Raw genomic sequence first — 18,865 nt, forward strand, 5'->3', positions numbered from 1 at the left:
CTCGACCGCCCGCACGCCCAGCAACATGGGCAGAAGACGGATCGCCGCCTCGGCTCCCGCGACCGCCGCCGTCCGCCCGGGCGAAGCGCCGAAGGCGGCCGCAGCGACCGCCTCCAACGCCGCCAGGGCGGCGGGATCGGGCAGGCGGTTCAGCGCCTCCTCCGACGCGCGCGGTCCCCGCCACGGCTCGGGATTGATCCCCGTGGACAGGTCCAGCCAGGGCTGCGGCGCGTCGGGATAGGCGGCGGCCGCCGTCATCAGGCCGCCGCCGTGCCGGGTCGCCGTCGTCAGGAACGCGGCGTCCTTCATCGCATCAGAACCGGACGCGAACGCCGCCGAACACGCCGCGTCCCGGCGCGCCGTAGTTCAGGACCGTCTGATAGTCCTCGTCGAAGGCGTTCTCGATCCGACCGTAGACTTCGAGGGTGTCGTTGATCGGATAGGAGGCGCGCAGATCGACCAGGGTGTAGGCGTCGACCTTCACCGTGTTCGTGTCGTTGTTGAACGTCTCGCCGACGTAGCGCACGGCCACGCCCGTCTTCAGGCCGAAGGCGAAGGCGTAGTCGGCGGCGAAATTCGCCATATGCTCAGGACGGCGCGTCAGGCGCTTGCCGTCCGTGGCGCCCGAGGCGCTCTTGGCGTCGGTCCAGGTGTAGTTGGCGCTGACGTTCAGGCGCTCCGTCACGTCCACGCGGCCGACCAGTTCGACGCCTTGCGCCTCGGTCTTCTGGACGTTGCAGTAATAGCCCCAGCGGCCCGCGCCGTTGACGGTGCACAGCGGGTCCGTCGAAGGCGTCGAGCAGCCGTTGTAGCGGATCTCATTGTCCGCCTGGCGATTGAAGTAGGTCGCCGAGACGACGGCGCGGTCGAACAGGCGCTGTTCGACGCCGATCTCCCAGCTGTCGAACTCTTCCGGTTGCAGGTTCAGATTGCCGTACTCGCTGTACAGCTCATACAGGCCCGGCGCGCGGAAGCCCTGGCCCCAGCTGGCGCGCACCACCGTGTCGCCCTCGTTCAGAGCCCAGGCCGCCGCGACCTGGCCCAGCAGGTTGTCGCCATATTGCGCGTGGTCGTCATAGCGCAGGCCGCCGGTCAGGGTCAGGCCGTCCAGCACCGTCCACTGCACCTGGCCATAGGCGCTGTTCAGCTCGGCCTCGCCGCGACCAAAGGCCGGGTTCGGGTTCCAGTCGCCGGGCGAGCGGGTCTTCATCTCCGACTTCTCGTGCTCCAGGCCGAAGGTCGCGTTCAGCGCCTCGGTGAAGGCGAAGGCGCCCTGGTATTCCCAGCGGCGGTTCTGGCCCTCGGCGTCGAAGGTCAGGGTCTGGACCGTGTTGTCCGGGTTGAAGTTGCGGCGGTCCGTGTCGGTGTGGGCGTAGCCGATGCGGTTGCGGAACCGGCCGTCCAGCAGGTCGAAGTTCAGTCCGGCGTAGGCGACCAGCTCCTGGGTCTTGCCGTATTCGCGGCTGTCGCCGTTGAAGGCGTCGAAATCGTTGCGGCCGCTGGACCAGACCGAGCGCAGGTCCAGGGACACCGCGTCCGTCACCTTGACGTTCAGGCGGCCGGACAGGCCGGTGTTGGTGTAGCCGTCATCCTCGGTCCCCTTGGCGAAGGCCGAGAAGCCGTCGGTGTCGTAGCGGCTGGCCGCCAGACGCCAGCTCAGGCGCTCGTTAGCGCCGCCGATCCCGCCGCGGAAATAGGTCGTGCCGCGCGCGCCGGCCTCGGCGTCGAGGCTGCCTTGCAGGGCTTCGGTCGGTTCGGCCGTGACGATATTGACCACGCCGCCGATGGCCTGGCTGCCCCACAGGGTCGACTGGGCGCCGCGCAGCACCTCGATACGCGCCGTGTCGCCGACCAGCAGGTTGCCGAAGTTGAAACCGCCCTGGGTCGAGGACGGGTCGTTCAGCTTGACCCCGTCGATCAGAACGACGGTGTGCTGGCTCTCGGCGCCGCGAATGTTGACGCCCGTCGAGGTGCCGACGCCGCCGTTGCGAGTGAAGCTGACACCCGGCGTCTGGGCCAGAAGCTCGACCACGGCCGGGGTCTGGCGCGCCTCGATGGCGGCCTGGGTCAAGACAGTGACCGAGGCGCCGACGCGCTCGATCGGCTGGGCCGAGCGGTTGGCGGTGACGACCACGTCCTCGACGGCGGTGGCTCCGGCGCGACCCGCCACGTCAGGAGCGGCGGCCTGTTGATCGACGGTTTCAGCGGCGAAGGCGGGAGCGGCGGCCAGAAGGCTGGCGGCGGCCAGGGTAGCGAATGCGGTCCGGTTCATTCCGGGTCTCCATATGACGACGCCGCGCCGGACCGCCCGTCGCCCGGATGAGCGAAGGCGGCCGCTGACGCGGCTGGTTTACGACTGTCGTCACACGAGTTGCCTCGACCGCCCGGCACATCCCGACCGCACGGAGAACGACGGCGACAGGCAGGTCTCCTGGCTCGCGGATCAAGGCCGGTGCGCGTCGCCTTCCCAGCAGTCGTTCAGGCCGTGGCCTTCCGGACCGCCAGTGGCGTATGACGCGCGGGCTAGCCGCTTACAGTTGCGGGAACAGCCGGAGTTTCACACTCCGTTCCCTTTCAATCCCCTTTCGGGGAACCTGACGCGACCGTGGCAGTAGGACCGCGTGCGGTTCAGGTCAACCGGAGAGACGACGCATGACCCTAAGCCTGGTTCTCGGCGGCGCCCGTTCCGGCAAGAGCGGCTACGCCCAGCGACAAGCCGAGAGGGCCGCCGAGGCGGCGGGCCGCTCGCCCGTCTTCATCGCCACCGCCGAGGCTTTCGACGACGAGATGCGCGACCGCATCGCACGCCATCAGGCCGAACGCGGCCAGGGCTGGCGCCAAATCGAAGCGCCGCTGGATCTGGCCGAGGCCGTGCGCGCCCTGTCGGCCGAGGACATCGCCGTCGTCGACTGCCTGACGCTGTGGCTCAGCAATCAGATGCTGGCCGAGCGCGACCTGGCCGCCGCCGTCGACGACCTGGCCCAGGCCCTCGCCGCCTGCCCCGCCACGCTGTGGGTCGTCAGCAACGAAGTCGGTTGGTCCCTGGTGCCCGACAATCCGCTGGGCCGACGCTTCCGCGACGAAGCCGGCCGCCTGAACCAGCGCATCGCCGCCGTCGCCGATACGGCCTGCCTGATCGTCGCGGGAATGCGCCTGCCGCTAGAGCGGGTCTGAAGCGCTCACCCCTTCAGGTCGAGCCGAGGCTGCGCCTTCACCGTGCGGCAGCGTATCTCGCCGACGTCATCAAAGCGGCAGATGGCTTCATCGCCGATCCCCACGCGATGAACCCCCGTGACCGCGCCGGTCGAGATCAGGGTTCCCGCCGTCAGCGGCCGCCCGCGTCGCGCGCCGTGCTCCAGCAGGAACCGCACCGATTCCAGCGCGCCGCCGGCCAGGGGGGCCGATCCGCCCCAGCCCACACGCTCTGCATTGATGACGGTCTCCACCTCGACCGTTTCGAGCCGGGCGCGCCAATCCGTCAGTTCCGGGCCGACCAACAGGCCGCCGTTGTTGCCGAAATCCGAGGCCGTCACCGTCGGCCCCAGGTCGTTAATGGTCGGCAGGGGGCTGCCCGCCAGCTCCACCCCGATGAAGACGACGTCGATCTGATCGGCGGCGGCCTCAAGGCTCCAGTCCAGGCGCGCCGGGTCGACGTCCGCGCCGATACGGGCGATGAACTCGGCCTCGATCGCCGCGAAGCCGCCTTCGATGACCGGAAGCGCTGTCGCCTGCGAACCTACAGCCCAGGTATTGGCGGTGAAGACGGCTCCCGCCACGCGATGCGCGCCCAACTCGCCTTGCAGCGCCACAGGCACCCCGCCGACCTTCCAGCCGACGACCTGGCTGGGGTAGAGGGCGATCGCCTGATCCTGGATCGCATAGGAACGGCTCAGCGTCTCGGGGATCGGTCCCGGATAGTCGCACAAGGCCCGCGCCGAAAGGCGATGCTCCACAAAGGTCCGCGCAACCGCCAGATCGTCGGCTTCCGAAGAAAGATGCTGCTGGTTCACGCACAACGCCCCGATTGAAAGGGGCGGATAATGTGTCGCTGCGGAAAGCCGCGTCAATCGTCGGCTCCACGCCTTGTCCGAGCCGCCGTCGTCGGGCAATCCAGCCTGGCAACCGAGGATGATCCCCATGACCGACACGCTTGAGCTTTCGCACTGGATCGGCGGCGAGAAGATCGCCGGGGCGCGGACGGGCGAGAGCCTGAACCCCTCGGACACGCGCGAGGTCGTGGCCCGCACGCCCCAGGGCGGGGCGGCCGAGGTCGATCAGGCGGTTCAGGCGGCGCGCGCGGCCTTCGGTCCCTGGGCCGACGCCTCGCCCGAGGCGCGCTCGGACGTGCTGGACCGGGCCGGTACGTTGCTGATGGAGCGGCGCGAGGCGGTCGGCCGCCTGCTGTCGCGCGAAGAGGGCAAGACCCTGGCCGAGGGCGTCGGCGAGACCGCCCGCGCCGCCCGCATCCTGAAATACTTCGCCGGCGAGGCCCTGCGTCTGCACGGCCAGAACCTGGCCTCGACCCGGCCCGGCGTCGAAATCCAGACCTATCGCCAGCCGGTCGGGGTGTTCGGCCTGATCACCCCGTGGAACTTCCCCATCGCCATTCCGGCCTGGAAGATCGCGCCGGCCATCGCCTTCGGCAACACCGTCGTCATCAAGCCCGCCGGCCCGACCCCGGCCACGGCCGAGGCCCTGATCGCCATCCTGCATGAGGCGGGCCTGCCCGGCGGCGTGGTCAACATGGTCATCGGCGACGGCGACGTCGGCCGCGCCATCGTCGCCCACCCCGACGTGGACGGCGTCAGCTTCACCGGCTCGCAGAAGGTCGGCGCCGGGGTGGCCGAGGGGGCGATGAAGCGCCAGGCCCGCGTGCAGCTGGAGATGGGCGGCAAGAACCCGCTGATCGTGCTGGACGACGCCGATCTGGACCGCGCCGTGGCCATCGCCCTGGACGGCAGCTTCTTCGCCACCGGGCAACGCTGCACCGCGTCCAGCCGCCTGATCGTGCAGGACGCAATCCACGACCGCTTCGTCGCCGCCCTGGCCGAGAAGGTGAAGGCTTTGCGCGTCGGCGACGCCCTCGACCCCGCGACCCAGATGGGCCCGGCCGTGACCGAGGCCCAGCGCCAGACCTCCTATGACTACATCGACATCGCCCGCGACGGCGGGGGCCGCGTGCTGGCCGGCGGCGAGCGTCTCAGCCTCGACAAGCCGGGCTGGTACGTCCAGCCGACCCTGATCGTCGACACCCAGTCCGACGCCCGCATCAACACCGAGGAAGTGTTCGGCCCCGTCGCCTCGACCATCCGCGTGGCCAACTTCGAAGAAGCCCTGGCGGTCGCCAACGGCGTCGAGTTCGGCCTGTCGGCAGGCATCGTCACCCAGTCGCTGAAGCACGCGCGCGATTTCCAGCGCCGGGCGCGCGCAGGCATGACCATGGTCAACCTGGCCACGGCGGGCGTCGACTATCACGTCCCCTTCGGCGGCACGAAGAAGTCCAGCTACGGCCCGCGCGAGCAGGGCTTCGCGGCGGCCGACTTCTACACCCAGACCAAGACCAGCTACTCAGCCAGCTAAGGCAGGCGGCGCGCTAGGGCTCCAGCTCGATGTCCCAATACAGGATATTCGATGCCGCTTATTCTATCGATATCATCCTGATAATGCTGATTTTTTCCGACAATGGGAAAGTCTCAGCGGTGATTGGTCACCATATGGTCACCAGAAAAATGAAAGAGCCAGCAATCTGGATCAACACCAATTTCCTGAAATCCAATAGCAGAAACCGGCTTGGTGTTGCAGTCAGACGTCTGCACGGTCCCAGACTTAGGTCCGCTTACGATCATCATTGCGGGCCTCAAGCGAGCGTTGTCCGAATACGGCGCAACGCCGTGTCTCTCTGAGACCGCCAAACGCCCCAGACGCCTACGGCGTAGGCCGCGCCCAGAACAAAGACGAACGCAGACGCAGCGACCGCGAAGGTCTCGATGGGAGAGGCCCAGTTTGCGCGGCTGAGAAACGGGATGACGATGAGGCCGCGCAGGAGAAAAAGCAGGGCGACGCTACCCAACACCGTCTTCAGCAGTGGCAGCCGACGGATCAAGCCTGCTCCCGAGAGTGCGTAGAGCCCCCACAAAATCAGCAGGGCCGCTATCCCAAGCGCCCCAGCAGGGGCCAACCAAGTGCCTTCCGTCGCGGATCGCACGACTGAGGACGGCGCACCGACGAACTCAATCCACCGAGGACCACCGGCCAATGCGGCAACGTGAACGCCTGCTCCCACGAAGACGCCCAGCCCACCCAGCACAAGGCACCACTTCTCTAGCGTCACGGGCTGACTCCGTAGTTGGACGATGATACCTAGCTCTGCTTAGCTTGGCCGTCCAATGTCCGTGCTGCGCCAGAAGCGGTCATTGAGCCTGGACCGAAGAGCAGACGTCAACTGGCCTCCCTCAGCTGGTAGCGCACGCCAGACTTTCCCCAACAACGACGCGTCCGCTCTTGATCACGATACGCGGCGTCCGCAGCGGTGCGAGCCCCTGCCCGAGGTCTCCCTCGACCGCAACCAGATCGGCGAAGGCACGGGGGCGGATGACGCCCAGACCGTCGTCGCCCAGCATCCGTCCGGCTTCCCAGGTCGCGGACTGCAGCGCCTGCGTCGGCGTCAGCCCGGCCTCGACATAGCCTTCCAGGGTGGCCCGCGACCCGGCCCCACGCCCCGGTCCATAGGGGAAGTAGAGGTCTGAACCCAAGGCGATCCGGACGCCGGCCCTATGGGCGCGCATCAGACGGTCGCGACCGCCCTGCAGGTGACGATCGACCTCCTCGCGCGGCGGCTGCTGCGGCCAGCTGCGGGTAAACTCCAGCGCCATCTCCAGCGAAGGATCGGTCGGCACCAGCCACACGCCCTTGCGCGCCATCAGCCCCAGGGTCTCGTCCGAGATTTCGTAGGCGTGCTCGATGGAGGTCACCCCCGCCTCGACGGCCTCGCGGATCGAGGCGTCGCTGGTGGCGTGGGCGGCGACGGGAATATTGTGCCGCTTCGCCTCGCCGACGATGGCGGCGATCTCCTCGACCGACAGGCGGGTGCGCTGGGGCGTGGCCTCCGGGTACATCTTGATGACGTCCGCGCCCCGGGCGATGGCCTCGCGCACGGCGGCGCGGGCGTCCTCGACGCCGGTGACAATGCGGTACTCGCCATTGACCAGATCGTGGGGATCACCCGGCATCGGCTCCATCTGTCCGCCCGCGGGCGCCAGGCCCGGCCCCGAGCCATAGATGCGCGGACCGGCGACGCGGCCATCGTTCACCGCCCGCTCCAGCATCAGATCCAGGAAGCGGCCTGAATTGCCGAGGTCGCGCACGGTAGTGAAGCCGGCGTCCAGATACTCACGGGCACGGCCGGCGGCGGTCAGGGCCCGGTAGACGTCGCCCTGCACGGCCTGATCGCGGGCGGCGGCGTCGGCCAGGCCCTCCCCGCCCCTCTGCTCCAGAAGCAGGTGCGTGTGGGCGTCGATCAGGCCCGGGATCACCGAACAGCGACGCAGGTCGATGACGGTTGCGCCTTCCGGAGCCGCCAGCCCCTCGCCCACCTCGGCGATGCGTTCGCCTCGGATCAAGATGTCGCGCGGACCGACCATGCGCCCCGCTTCAGAGTCGAACAGGTTTCCGGCGCGCACCAGCACCAGGGGTCTGGGGGCATGCTGCGCCTCGGCGAGGGTTGGCATGGCGGCTGCCAAGAGGGCGAGGGATGCGGCGGCGGTGGCGAGGCGGGATGTCATGAAGGCTCCGGGCTGTTCCCGTCAGAGGCTCATCTGGCCTTACCGGATGCGGACTGACGCGTGAATTCGCCGTAACCCGCGCAGAGGTCTCGGGCGGCGTCCTCAAAAACCGTCTATGCGACGGCGATGCGTTATCTGATCCGGCCCAGCACCCCCGCAGACACCGATCGCTTGGTGAACATCTGGCGAGGCGCGGTCGACGCCACCCACGATTTCCTCGATCCCGACGACCGTCAAACCATCGAGACGGAAGTTCGTGCGTTCTTTCCCACCGCCACGTTCGAAGTGGCTGTCGACGGCCAGGATTTTCCTGTCGGCTTCATGCTGCTCGACGACACCCATCTTGAAGCTCTTTTCATCAACCCGGATCGTCGAGGCGAAGGTATCGGCACATTACTGATGCAAAGCGCGATGCGGGCGCGCGAGACGCTAACGGTCGATGTGAACGAGCAGAACACCCAAGCGCTCGGCTTCTATGAGCGACTGGGCTTCACGGTCACTGGTCGTTCCGCCGTGGACGGGCAAGGCCGCCCATACCCGCTGCTGCATTTGCGGCTCGCGAAGCCTGTCGGATGAATCGTCGGCCTGCTTGTTATCGGCAGTGTTTCAGTCGCCTCCGCGCCAGAAGCGGTCGTCATTAGGCTTCCCGATACAGGACATTTAGCTAGGCAACCGCTTGTCGCGCTCTGACCCTAAGTGGACCTCAGCTTTAGGGCCGCTTAGACGCCGTCGGTGAACCCTAGGACCAGACCATCCGTGAAGCCGGCGATTTCTTCTCCAAGAAGAGCGCGCACCGCGAACATCGTGATCACGACGATGATGACCTGTTGGATTCGCGTGGGGGCGACGCGGGCCATTGCTCAACTCCGGGTTCGGAGGCCATGCTCGCTCTGCAAGTGCAGACTGTCAACGCCCCCGCTTGTCGCCACCGTTACATTCATTGGATAAGCAAGCTCCTCACGAACGGTTTTCCACCCTGCCTGGTCGTCAGGCGAGACCTCACCAAGCCGGCGCAGACGTTCGTGCTGAACCGCCGAGATGCGCCAGAAGCTGACATTCTTTTGTTGCCGGAAAGCAGACGTCGGCAGAGCCGCACAAGCGGCTGCACCCTGAAGCCGGAAACTAGCCTCACCCGAACCGCGGAGCTCGTTGCTCCAGCCATTGGAAGCGGCGATCCCTTATCAAGCTCTCGTCGACCTCCGCGATCTTGTCGAGCGCCTTGTCCAGTTGCCAAACCTCGATCTCGCAACCGGGGCCGCACATCGCCCATAGCAGCTCAAGGACCACCTTGGGGTGGGACTTGATGGTCGGGGAACGGGTCACACCATTCAGGGCTGCCGACTGACCTTCGAGCGGCGATAGGAATGGTCTGATCACGTCGAAAGCTTCGGGAGCGGCGTCACCGGCGGCGAGGCAGAGCGCGGCGAGGCGTCGGGTGTAGAGAGGGTTCTTGTAGGTCCTCTCCTTGGGCCAGATCGCCTCGAAGATGGGTTCAACCGCCTGCCGCCAAGCGTTCTCCGGCTTTCGGCCGCTTCCTTCGACCCATCTTTCCATCACGTCGAGCAGCGCCTCAAGCACCGAAGGTGCCGCTTGCTTGAGCGTGGACCGGACCTCATCCTGACTGAAGGGGGACTTTTGACGGTCGACGGCGTCGAGGAACAGCGGGCGCACCAGTCGGTCCGCGACGTGCGTCGCCACTAGGCCAGAGGCTTGGCTTTCCCGAACCCCTCGCAGGATCACGTCCGCCAGGGCTTTCTCAGCCTTTTCGCCTAGACGTGACCATTCGACGAGGACGCTGCGAAGGGTTTGTCCCTGCCGATCATCGCGAATCATCCAGGGTTTGAGAATCCGGCGCACACCGGTCGGATCGACGAAGAACAGAAAACCGGCCTGACCGGCGCAGGCACCACGACCGAGCCATCCGGCGGGCGTATCCGACGCCATGATCCGTTGCAGGCGCGCCCGATTCTCGGGCGAAATCTTCCGGGTCTTGGTCTTCCGCGCATCGATCTGGGTGATCAGTTGCTCAGCGAGACGACCCGCGCCGGTGTTGATGACGTGATCGTAGAACCGGTCGGTCGCGTCGTCCTCCACCTGGATGTCTGAATCGCCCTCGCAAGCAGCCCAAAGCCGATCCCACCACGCGTCTGCGCTGGGCAGCCGTGCGCGCCGTCCCTGCTCGAGGAGATCGACAAGCCCGCGAGCCAGCCCGTCGATCAGACCCTGATCGGCGTCTTCGAGATGATTGAAGATTTCGCGCGTGATCTTCTGGCGCGTCCGTCTGGCTGCGGCTGCCTCACCCTCGGGTGACCATGACAGCGAACCGACCAGATCGCCCCACAGGCCGGCGTTGTCCGCAACGAGCGGAGCCAGCTTTAGGGTTTCAAGGGCACCGACCGGATCCGCAGAGCAGTAGGCGCGCCAGTTCTGCTGAACCGCCGGATCGGCTTCTGTCAGATCGGTGCGAACGATTTCGAGTCGTTTAGCGGCCTCGGTTGTTCGTCTCAGCGGTTCTGGGTTCCCGCTCAGGCGTCGAACACCTCTCGAATAGTTGCGGAACAGGTCGCTCTCGTCGAAGTCGCCCGCAAGGAAGGTTCGATCCCCCGCGATCCTGCCCAGAGCCTCGGCGCCCTCGGGAGAAAGGACCGATGCGCGCTTGAGGGCGGACAGCCGTAGCCACGCATTGCGATCCCGCACTTGCGGCCGCCAGTCCTCCTGCCCCGCCGGGCCCGCGATCTCGCCCACATAGAGCGTCGGCGCCTCGTCGATGATCCGCCGGTTGATCGCGGTCGTGAGAGCGGGATCAGCGCCCTCAAGGCGCTCGGACATTGCGAGGATCAGCTCGCGCCGGATCTTCCAGAAGTCGTCTACGCTGAGATCCAGGATCGCCTGGGCGACGTCGTCTGCGGAGTAAAGGTCCGAGTTCCTGAGGGCTTGAAGATAAAGCCTGCGGCCCACCCGGCTGGGGAGGACCTTCCAGCGCTCGGCGAGAACCCGCGCGGCGGCGTGGTCCGCCCGCGCGACCCGGGTGAAGGCGTCGGTGGCAAGCTGAACGAGGAAGACGATGCCGTTCTGATATTTGTTCTGGTCGTGACGCTCGACCGTGGGGAGGTTTTCATCGAGCCGATCGGTCTCGGCGTAGAAATACTCGGCCTCGTAGGCGGCCGCGATCACGCTGCGAAGTCGTTCAGTGGCGATCTCACACAGGCGAAGCGGCTCCGCGGCCGCGAGCACCGCGTCCATCAGATCGATGATGCCTCCACGATCCTCTACAGACAGACGGACATGGAAGAAGTCGGACAGACGGGTGGCCGGTTTCGAAGACCGGCTCGCCTCGAAGCCGCGCGTCATCAAGGCGACGCGCGGGCTGATCCGATCGACGGCATCCTGAACGTCCTGATCCGTGACGCCGCCCGCCTGGAGGCGGGAGGTGAGCCGATAGCTCACGAGATCGTCGTCCCGGGTTTCCGTGGCGCTGGCGATCACCATCCGCCAGGCCCGATAAACGAGATCATCCGTGGGTCGCGCCGACCATAGCCGCTGCTCAAGACGTTCGGCAAACCTCACCCTGAACCGCCCCACCCAAGAGATCGCGTGGGTCAGCCGGTCGCGGTCGGTCCAATCCAGGGCGCACCATGACGCCAGAACCCAAGCGGCGTCATTGTCGTCCCAGAGCTTCTGGGCGGTAAAATGGTCGAGCCAGCGGTGGTCGGTGATGGCGTTGATCGCCACATCCCAGAGATCACGCTTGCCGCGCAGCAGCCAAGCTACAGTATCAAGGTCGATGACCGAGGCGGCGGACATCGGCTGCTCGAGGATCGCCTTCGCCCTCGCCCGTCTCCATCGGCGGGGCTTCTCTATCAGGTTCGCCAGGGCGTCCAAATCACGCCAGAGCGTGGCGTAGGCGTCTCCCGATACTGCTTTCTCAAAGCCGAGGGCGTGCACCGCCACGGTCGACCAAGAGTCCTGGTCTGCCTTGGCCAACTCACGGCCGTCGAAGGCGTAGACGTCCCGCAGGTCCTCAAACCGCTCGCGATCAGACTCGAGCACGTTCAGGAAGTATCGGACGGGGGCGTCATTCGCCTGATAGCCGATCAGGACCAGGGACCGGCAGCGCATCAAATCGAACAGGAAACGGGAGGCCCAAGCCGACCGCATATAGGCGTCGCCATAGTCCGAGCTGGTCATCACCAGCGGAGATGGATCCAGGCCGCGATCCGGGTCGGCCAGCCGTCCGTGCAGGTGGATGATGCCGCAGAAGTCGCCGCCGCCGGGAGGTGGCAGGGCCTGTCCGGCAAGGCTCATGGGTCGTGCGCAGCCCTTGCCTTCGACTTCCTCGAAGGCGCGTTCGAACAGTGTGTCGAAGTTGGTGGTCACCAAGGTCGGACGACTGAGCAGATCTCGCGACAGGCGCAGCAGCGTGTGATGGCGCGCGAGGTCCGGGTCGGCCTTTTGGAGCAGATCGTGCACCGCGCGAGCCACCGCTTGAGGTCGCGACAGCCGTCGGGCGAGGGACCCGAGGACCTCTTCGTACCGATTGGCGTTGAAGGCTTCCGCCTCGCCCGCGTTCTGGTCCATGCCCAGCTTTTTGTAGACCCGCACCACCAAGTCCTTGAACCCGGGCAGTTGCGGCGTGCTGACCCCGGCCCCACACAGGAAGACGACCTTGCCCTCAAGCATGTCGTTCACGAGGGCGTCGGGAAAGGCGGGTCCGGTTTCGGAAAACTTCAGCGGCAAGGTCGGTCTCAGCCGTCGCGGTGGACGAAGGTCGGGGGAGTTGACGAGCCGATCACGGTGGCCCGAACCCCTGCAGTCGCCTTATAGAGCATCGTCCGTGCTTAAGGACTAGCGGTTGTGCGCCTCGCGGCCTAGCTTCGCTTTCCGGCTCCCGAGAGAGGATAATGGTCGACTGAAAGGTGCGTGATGACGTCCGACCGAGACCTAAAGGCCACCGCCGAAATGGGTCGTAAGAACAGCCGGACGCTCGTCCTGGCAAAAAACTGGTGCGCCCACATCCGCATGACCCGCTTCGGGGGCAGCGGCCTAATCGAACAGATGACGGGCGATCCGATAGGACATTTGGGGCTGGAATGCGATCACGCTGGACGCGACGGCATGTCATGCTGGGATCTTGCCGACGCCGCCATCGACTTCTACGACCGGCATTGCGCGGTGTGCACCGTCCGTAAACCCGTCCGCTTGCCGAACCTGAGCGAGTTGATCGGCGAACGCGACCGTCAGGTAGCGGAGCGGGCGCGGGAGGATCAGCGCCTTGAGGCTGAGGCTGAGGCGGCGTTGGCCGAACGCCAGCAGCGGCGCGACCGACTGAAATCAGAATTGTCCACGCTCAGCGCCACGATCGTGGACGACATCGGCGATTTCGACGCGGACCGATCCGAAGCGAACTTCAAGCGGCTCACCGAAAGCGCCCGGCTGGCGCCGGAGCATTTTCCTCAGGCGCTCACCGACTATGTGCTCGATCTGGCGAGGGTCGAAGACTGGTTCCGTCCGGCCGCCCTGGCGATGCTGCGCCATGTCGGCGCGCCGCCAAGGTCGCTGGTGGATCTCGCCCGCAAGACTCTGGGTGCGAGTGCGGACCTCGCCTCGGCGATCCTACTCAACCATGTCTCGCTCCTCACACCGGACGATCTCCGCGCGGTCGTTCCCCGCGCAGCGGATCGCGCCAATCCGGACCGTTCCCGCTCTTACGGCGCGTCTCCTGAGAACCAGCCCGCGCTGCTGTTGGGCTTGCACCGAGCCCACCCCGAAGGCGTCATCGACGTCTTGAAAGCTGAACTTGGCGAACGCTCCCGATACCGTGTGGAGCGAGCGGCGCGCGGGTTTCGAGCGATCCAGAAGGTCTTGCCTGCCGCAGCGGACGGCGCGGCCCGCGACCTCGTTTCGACCTATGTCCGCGCCCATCTGCTGATCGACGATCTGGACGATCGTAACGAGCGTCTCGCGCGGGTCAGCGAGGTGATCTCCGGTATCTTCCGGAACGCCCCAGAGGCCGTCGACGTCCTGATCCAGAAATTCATGCAGGGCGCTGACGTTCGATCTCGCGCCCGCGCTCTGTCGCTGTACGGTGAAGTCGTGCGCCGCCGGGATCTTTCGGATTGCGAGGTGCCGCCGACGGAGGCGGAACGCCTGGCATTCCGCCGTCTGCTCTGGGCCGCCACGACGGAGACCGATGACGAAGCCCTCCGCCCCGTGCAGGAGGTGTTCCGTCACCACGCTCGCGGCCTAGACTCCCTTGCCGAAACCGAAATGGAGGGTCTGATCGGTGCCGCCCTCGTAATGGACGACCGTCTGGTGGCCCTGGAGAAGGAACCGCCGAAAGCCGACCACTGGATCGCCGCAATGGAGCGCAACAACCGACGCGCGGCCCTGACCGGTTTGATGTCGACCTTCCTGGAACTCGCGGCGCGGACAGCGTCGGACGACGAAGCCCGCATCGACGAGCTTCTGGAGACGCTGGAAGCCGTCCCGGAGGCCCGTGAACGCCTGCGCGCCGAAGCAATAGGGGCCCTCGCGAGCCTGACCCGCTCCCTGACCGGGCTGAGCCGCTATCTCTCCCAGCTCTACTATGGCTTGGTCGGCGCTTCCGTGGCAGGACGGGCCAGCGCGGCCGCCGCCCTGGCCGAGGTTCACCGCGAGAACCGCAAGAACATCCCGCCGATGGTGTACGAGGCCTTCACCTACCTCCTGTGGGATCAGTACGTCGCCGTCCACAAGGCGGCGGTCCGGGCGCTCGACCGGTTCAGCCTGCCGGAATCGCTCCGGTCAGAGGCGGCCGGCGCCGTCCTGAACATCCTCTACATCTATCGCGGCAAGGGAGATGACCAGTTCCTCCTCACTTGTGTCGAGCGTCTCGCGCGGTGGCGTGAGGTCTTCGGCGATAAAGTCGGCCCCTTGCGGCGCCTGCTGGTCGATGCGGCCATGGAGATCGACCCGCTCTACCTGCGCTCACGCCTGATCTCGCTTGCCCATGCACTGGCCGAAGAGCCGAGCTTCGCGCTTCTCGTCGTCCGCATGCTCCCTGAGTTCGCCGATGATACCCATCATCGGGACGACGACTGCCGCAACGTCCTGGCTCTGCTCCCGGATGCGTCCGTTCAGCACCATGCCGACCGGTTCGTCGAGACGGCGATCGCCCTGATCCCCTCGGATCCCTGGATCGCCTACACCGTCCTCGATCGGCTCGGGTCGGCGGGGGCTGACGCCGCGGCGCGACTTGCGGTGGCCTGTGAAGCAAAAACGCCGGACACGGTGCGGGACCGATTCCAAAGAGCGACCGGTCGGTTCATCGCCCTGGCCTATGCGCACGAGGCCGCTGTGGCCGCCGAGGACGCAGCGGTGCTGGAGGGCATAGAGGAGGCTTGGCGATCCAATCGGCAGGCCATGGACGACTTCAAGGCGGATTCGAGTGACCGACGTTCTAGAGCAGGTTTTCCCTTCGAGGATTGAGGCGATCGCCGCCTTGCGGGCTGCGGCACCTTCGTTCGACCGATTGAAGGCCGCGGCCGCCGCCGTGCGGGAGGCCGCGGCCGTCTACGGACGCGCGCCAGCGGCGCGAATCTGGACGGCGTTCGCCGACGGCCTGGACTGCATCGCCCAGTTGGAGGCGTGGCGGGTCGCCGTTCTGTCCGCAGAGGTGGACGCCGATCGCCATCTCCGCGCCGCACAAAGGCGGTTCGAAGGGATGGAGGCGTCCGGCGGTGCCACGCTCTTCGAGACCGAGCTGCGTGCGCGCCTGCGTCCGCTGACCGAGCCCGAACCGGATGCTGACGGCCTCCGATCGGCGCTGGGCACCCTGCCCATGCCCATCGCGCTGTTCGCGGACCCCGAGCCTCAGCTGCCGAGTTGGGCGCGGGAGCCCCGGGAGCAGGTGACGCCGCCGCCCGAACTCGCCGTAGCCTTTCTGGCGTTCGCCATCGACGGCCGATCGGCGGAGCGGATCCACTGGCTGGCGCCCCAGCAGACCCATGACCTGAAGCTCGAGGTCAAGGTCTCGCGCTGGCCGGAGGGCGCCGACCGAATCCGCCTCAGCCCGGTGTCGGTGGAGCCGGCCCGGACCTTCGACCTGCCGACCTTTGAGTTTGATCGGCCTTCCGGACCGGGTCCCTACACCTTCAGCGAGACCGGTCGCATGGTGCTGCATACGCCCCAGGCCTTGGAGGCGCGGCCCTATGAATTCCTCTACGCAGCGGAGTTCAGTCCCCTCGAAAGCGAACAGCCGGTCGTTGTCGCCGGGCAGCGGATCCTGCGTTTGAACGGGTCCGATCCGCGCCAGAACCCGATCACGGGCTACCCGGGAATCGACCGGAAGCTGATCGCGATCCGTGACCAGCTGCGGCGGGAGCCACGCATCTCCGAGCCCGAGGCCGCCGATGTACTTCAGGTGCTCGCCGCCTTGGGCAATCTGATGGGTCAGGCCGTGCAGGACGCGCGCTATCCGCAACCGATATCGGAGGCCGCTTTCCAGGACGATGTCCGTCAGATGTTGCGTGGCTCCCGGTTCATTGGCGTCGAGCTCGAGGAGCAGGCGCATGCGGCGGGCGGACGGACCGACCTCTCCTATCGCGGCGTGAGGATCGAGCTCAAATCCGAACGCGTCCGGTCGCTGACGCTCGAGGACTGCAAACGGTACGCGGCGCAGGCGGCGACCTATGCCATCGGAACAAACCGTCTGGTGGGCGTCCTCTGCGTGCTGGACGCCACGCCGAAAACCGCCGTGCCCTTCCCGGTCGAAGACGGGATCGAGATCGTCCCCGTCGAGACGGCGACATCGCCCGTCTACGTGGCGATCTGCCTGGTCCAAGGCGGCCTGCCCCGACCCAGCGACCTCTCCCGCTGACGTCACTCAAAGCAGACATTCCGAACAGCCGCTTTGAGTCATGAGGCGTCACTTGGTTTCGCCATAGCCAATCTCCGCAATCCGAGCGACCGCTGCGGAATAGCTCTCTCCATCTTCTGCTGCGGCGCGGCTACGCGTGGCCTCGGCTGAGCGGATAAAGGTTCTCCGGGAACATCAGGGGAGCGCTTGTAAGCGACCGATCCATGTGAAAGTTGGTGGCGGCAGCGCCGGACGCTTTCCCCATCTCGGCGCGATCGATGCGATACCGCCGCGTGGCGATCGCCGAGGCCGCCCCGCTCTATTCGGCTATCGAAATGATAGACGCGCGCCATTGGACTTGGTCGTGACCGCGAACACATCCTGTCAGGAGGACAGTCGACGTAATCAACGCCGGCTTATTCGACGATCATCTGATGAGGAGCCTGCCGCCATGACAAGACCCGCCCCGTCGCTCGTACCGACGCCCTCCGACCTCGACGAAAGTGCGGCGATGACTGTCGCCGATGCGTTGAACGTCATTCTCGCGGATAGCTACGCGATCTACATCAAGACCAAGAACTTCCATTGGCACGTGTCGGGGCCCTACTTCCGAGACTACCACCTGCTTCTGGACGAACAGGCAGCGAGATTCTGGCTGCGACGGACGCCATCGCGGAGCGAGCGCGCAAGACCGGCAACACAACCCTTCGATCGATCGGCGACATCGCTCGCCGGCAGACGATTAAGGACAATGACGAAGCCTTCGTGAAGCCCCGCGACATGCTCGCGGAGCTCCGGGCGGACAATCTCAGCCTGGTTGAATCCCTGCGGCGCGCGAAGAAGGCGGCTGACGACGCGAGCGACAACGCCACGTCGGGACTGGTCGATACATGGACCGACGAAGCCGAACGTCGGGCCTGGTTCCTGTTCGAGGTCGGGCGGGAAAGCTGATCTCACTCCAGCGGCGTCTGTCCGAACGAGGTCGCACAGCGGCCGTCCGTACGGACGTCGCTCACGCCGGACCGATGGCAGCGCGAGACGCCGGCCGGGCATCGACAACACGTTCCCGACTATGCACGGGACGCATTCATGGAAAGAACGAGGGATGACGACAACAGAGCCGCACGCACCGGACCTGAGGGTCAGCCAATGGATCGGTCCGCAGGGTGAGACCTTGGACACGCCAGTGACGCTGGCGGATCTGGGAGATGGTGCGAAGATCCTCTTCGCCTTCCAGGACTGGTGCACAGGGTGCCATTCCCATGGATTCCCGACCCTTCAGCGGCTCTACAGCGCCTTGGAGCCGAGGGGCGTCGGCTTCGCCGTCATCCAGACCGTTTTCGAGGGCGCGGACGCCAACACCTTCGACAAGCTTCGCGTCAATCAGACACGATATCGGCTACCGATCCCTTTCGGCCATGACGCGCCGCCTGAAGGTTCCAGCCTCCCGACGTTCATGCAGGACTACCACACCCACGGCACGCCGTGGTTCGCGGTCATCGATGCTGAAGGAAAGCTCGTCTACTCCGGCTTCCATCTCGATGCGGAGCGACTCGCAGCGGCGCTCTTGCAGGAATAGTGATCCCGACGGTCAGCGCACGCCCGATCGTCGGGTTGGGGACAGCCCTATCAATGCACTCCGTAAACGCCCAGCCGTAGGGGGCGTCGGCAGGCTCGCGCGACGGCCTGACGTTGGGGCGCGAGCCTGCCGGGGGGGGGGGGGGGGGGNNGGGGACGATCTCGCGCGCTATCTAATCAAGCGACCTGCTCGACAACGAGCGTCCGGCCATTGAACTCCACCGTCTCCCCGGCCTTCGCGCCTTCGATCGCTTCAAAGATAGGCGCCTGGGTCGAGATGCCCATGAACTCGTGGCCATGGCAGGTGAACCTTGAAGTGGATACGGCGACCACGAACAAGCGGCCTGACAGCTTGATCACGGCGCCTTCGGTCACGGTCGATTTCGGCCCGAAGTCGATCTCCTTCAGACGGTCGAGCTTGTCGGCCTGATCGTCCAGCGTATCGTCCAGCGCCTCCGCCAGGTCGCTCGCCACTTCCGCCTGGGCCTGCTCATCGTTCTCGATGGGCTCGCTCCGGTCGAGCCGGGCCGTCGCCACATAGTCCAGATAGTTCTCCCGGGCGCTTCTGAGAGCAGCGGCCTCCAGCGACAGCATCGTCTCCCGGATGTCGCTCTTGTTGATCGACGCTTCAGACATGGCAGTCTCGTTTGATTGGTTTGACAAAGGTTGG

The 18,865-nt window shown here is 66.2% G+C and carries 13 protein-coding genes, 2 pseudogenes and 1 riboswitch; of the genes and pseudogenes, 7 read left to right on the forward strand and 8 right to left on the reverse strand.

Annotated elements, in window-relative coordinates; translation table 11 throughout:
• Together B2Y21_RS09665 and B2Y21_RS09670 are read right to left on the reverse strand one after the other, a co-directional pair.
• Positions 1-309, reverse strand: a pseudogene (locus B2Y21_RS09665) (hypothetical protein); the annotation flags it as partial.
• A 4-nt stretch (positions 310-313) separates the two neighbouring features.
• Positions 314-2,272 (reverse strand): TonB-dependent receptor plug domain-containing protein, encoded by a 1,959-nt coding sequence (locus B2Y21_RS09670; RefSeq protein WP_292059290.1) that lies wholly within the window; start codon positions 2,270-2,272, stop codon positions 314-316.
• Positions 2,273-2,404: 132 nt separating this feature from the next.
• Positions 2,405-2,613, reverse strand: a riboswitch (cobalamin riboswitch).
• A 39-nt stretch (positions 2,614-2,652) separates the two neighbouring features.
• On the opposite strand from B2Y21_RS09670, the gene cobU reads away from it, so the two are divergent.
• Positions 2,653-3,174 carry a bifunctional adenosylcobinamide kinase/adenosylcobinamide-phosphate guanylyltransferase gene (gene cobU, locus B2Y21_RS09675; protein WP_292059292.1) on the forward strand — a complete coding sequence of 174 codons (522 nt, stop codon included), beginning with the start codon at positions 2,653-2,655 and terminating at the stop codon, positions 3,172-3,174.
• A gap of 5 nt (positions 3,175-3,179) precedes the next feature.
• On the opposite strand, the gene B2Y21_RS09680 is transcribed toward cobU, so the two are convergent.
• Positions 3,180-4,010 carry a 2-keto-4-pentenoate hydratase gene (locus tag B2Y21_RS09680; protein WP_292059293.1) on the reverse strand — a complete coding sequence of 277 codons (831 nt, stop codon included), beginning with the start codon at positions 4,008-4,010 and terminating at the stop codon, positions 3,180-3,182.
• A gap of 127 nt (positions 4,011-4,137) precedes the next feature.
• Between B2Y21_RS09680 and B2Y21_RS09685 the strand changes: the two genes are divergently transcribed.
• Complete coding sequence (locus B2Y21_RS09685; protein WP_292059295.1) at positions 4,138-5,580, forward strand: aldehyde dehydrogenase family protein; 1,443 nt, start codon at positions 4,138-4,140, stop codon at positions 5,578-5,580.
• Positions 5,581-5,857: 277 nt separating this feature from the next.
• Here the strand turns inward: B2Y21_RS09685 and B2Y21_RS09690 are convergent, their stop codons facing one another.
• Positions 5,858-6,103 (reverse strand): hypothetical protein, encoded by a 246-nt coding sequence (locus B2Y21_RS09690; RefSeq protein ID WP_292059296.1) that lies wholly within the window; start codon positions 6,101-6,103, stop codon positions 5,858-5,860.
• A 349-nt stretch (positions 6,104-6,452) separates the two neighbouring features.
• Positions 6,453-7,781 (reverse strand): amidohydrolase family protein, encoded by a 1,329-nt coding sequence (locus tag B2Y21_RS09695; RefSeq protein ID WP_292059297.1) that lies wholly within the window; start codon positions 7,779-7,781, stop codon positions 6,453-6,455.
• A 126-nt stretch (positions 7,782-7,907) separates the two neighbouring features.
• On the opposite strand from B2Y21_RS09695, the gene B2Y21_RS09700 reads away from it, so the two are divergent.
• Entirely contained in the window at positions 7,908-8,357 is a 450-nt protein-coding gene (locus B2Y21_RS09700) for an acetyltransferase (RefSeq protein WP_292059298.1), read from the forward strand.
• Between the two features lie 143 nt (positions 8,358-8,500).
• On the opposite strand, the gene B2Y21_RS09705 is transcribed toward B2Y21_RS09700, so the two are convergent.
• Entirely contained in the window at positions 8,501-8,638 is a 138-nt protein-coding gene (locus tag B2Y21_RS09705) for a hypothetical protein (protein WP_292059299.1), read from the reverse strand.
• A gap of 271 nt (positions 8,639-8,909) precedes the next feature.
• Entirely contained in the window at positions 8,910-12,518 is a 3,609-nt protein-coding gene (locus B2Y21_RS09710; RefSeq protein WP_292059300.1) for an SIR2 family protein, read from the reverse strand.
• Between the two features lie 222 nt (positions 12,519-12,740).
• Between B2Y21_RS09710 and B2Y21_RS09715 the strand changes: the two genes are divergently transcribed.
• From B2Y21_RS09715 to B2Y21_RS09730, 4 genes and pseudogenes are all read left to right on the forward strand, one after another.
• Positions 12,741-15,248, forward strand: a complete 2,508-nt coding sequence (locus B2Y21_RS09715; protein WP_292059302.1) for a hypothetical protein — start codon at positions 12,741-12,743, stop codon at positions 15,246-15,248.
• Positions 15,208-16,638 (forward strand): hypothetical protein, encoded by a 1,431-nt coding sequence (locus tag B2Y21_RS09720; RefSeq protein WP_292059304.1) that lies wholly within the window; start codon positions 15,208-15,210, stop codon positions 16,636-16,638. Before B2Y21_RS09715 ends, B2Y21_RS09720 begins: the two co-directional genes overlap by 41 nt.
• A 490-nt stretch (positions 16,639-17,128) precedes the next feature.
• Positions 17,129-17,568, forward strand: a pseudogene (locus B2Y21_RS15930) (Dps family protein).
• Positions 17,569-17,722: 154 nt separating this feature from the next.
• Positions 17,723-18,196 carry a peroxiredoxin family protein gene (locus B2Y21_RS09730; RefSeq protein ID WP_292059306.1) on the forward strand — a complete coding sequence of 158 codons (474 nt, stop codon included), beginning with the start codon at positions 17,723-17,725 and terminating at the stop codon, positions 18,194-18,196.
• 176 nt (positions 18,197-18,372) lie between these two features.
• Here B2Y21_RS09730 and B2Y21_RS09735 read toward each other — a convergent pair whose 3' ends face one another.
• A complete protein-coding gene (locus B2Y21_RS09735) occupies positions 18,373-18,831 on the reverse strand; it encodes a hypothetical protein (RefSeq protein ID WP_292059308.1) in 459 nt (152 codons plus the stop codon).
• Positions 18,832-18,865: the final 34 nt, after the last annotated feature.

It is taken from the genome of Brevundimonas sp. UBA5936 (genome assembly GCA_002430835.1).
Lineage (GTDB): Bacteria > Pseudomonadota > Alphaproteobacteria > Caulobacterales > Caulobacteraceae > Brevundimonas.

Coding starts and splice junctions, on each gene's coding strand:
- B2Y21_RS09670 (WP_292059290.1), bottom strand. CDS start 2,272: ATGAACCGGACCGCATTCGCTACCCTGGCCGCCGCCAGCCTTCTGGCC.
- B2Y21_RS09700 (WP_292059298.1), top strand. CDS start 7,908: ATGCGTTATCTGATCCGGCCCAGCACCCCCGCAGACACCGATCGCTTG.
- B2Y21_RS09685 (WP_292059295.1), top strand. CDS start 4,138: ATGACCGACACGCTTGAGCTTTCGCACTGGATCGGCGGCGAGAAGATC.
- B2Y21_RS09730 (WP_292059306.1), top strand. CDS start 17,723: ATGACGACAACAGAGCCGCACGCACCGGACCTGAGGGTCAGCCAATGG.
- B2Y21_RS09715 (WP_292059302.1), top strand. CDS start 12,741: ATGGGTCGTAAGAACAGCCGGACGCTCGTCCTGGCAAAAAACTGGTGC.
- B2Y21_RS09705 (WP_292059299.1), bottom strand. CDS start 8,638: ATGGCCCGCGTCGCCCCCACGCGAATCCAACAGGTCATCATCGTCGTG.
- B2Y21_RS09735 (WP_292059308.1), bottom strand. CDS start 18,831: ATGTCTGAAGCGTCGATCAACAAGAGCGACATCCGGGAGACGATGCTG.
- B2Y21_RS09695 (WP_292059297.1), bottom strand. CDS start 7,781: ATGACATCCCGCCTCGCCACCGCCGCCGCATCCCTCGCCCTCTTGGCA.
- cobU (WP_292059292.1), top strand. CDS start 2,653: ATGACCCTAAGCCTGGTTCTCGGCGGCGCCCGTTCCGGCAAGAGCGGC.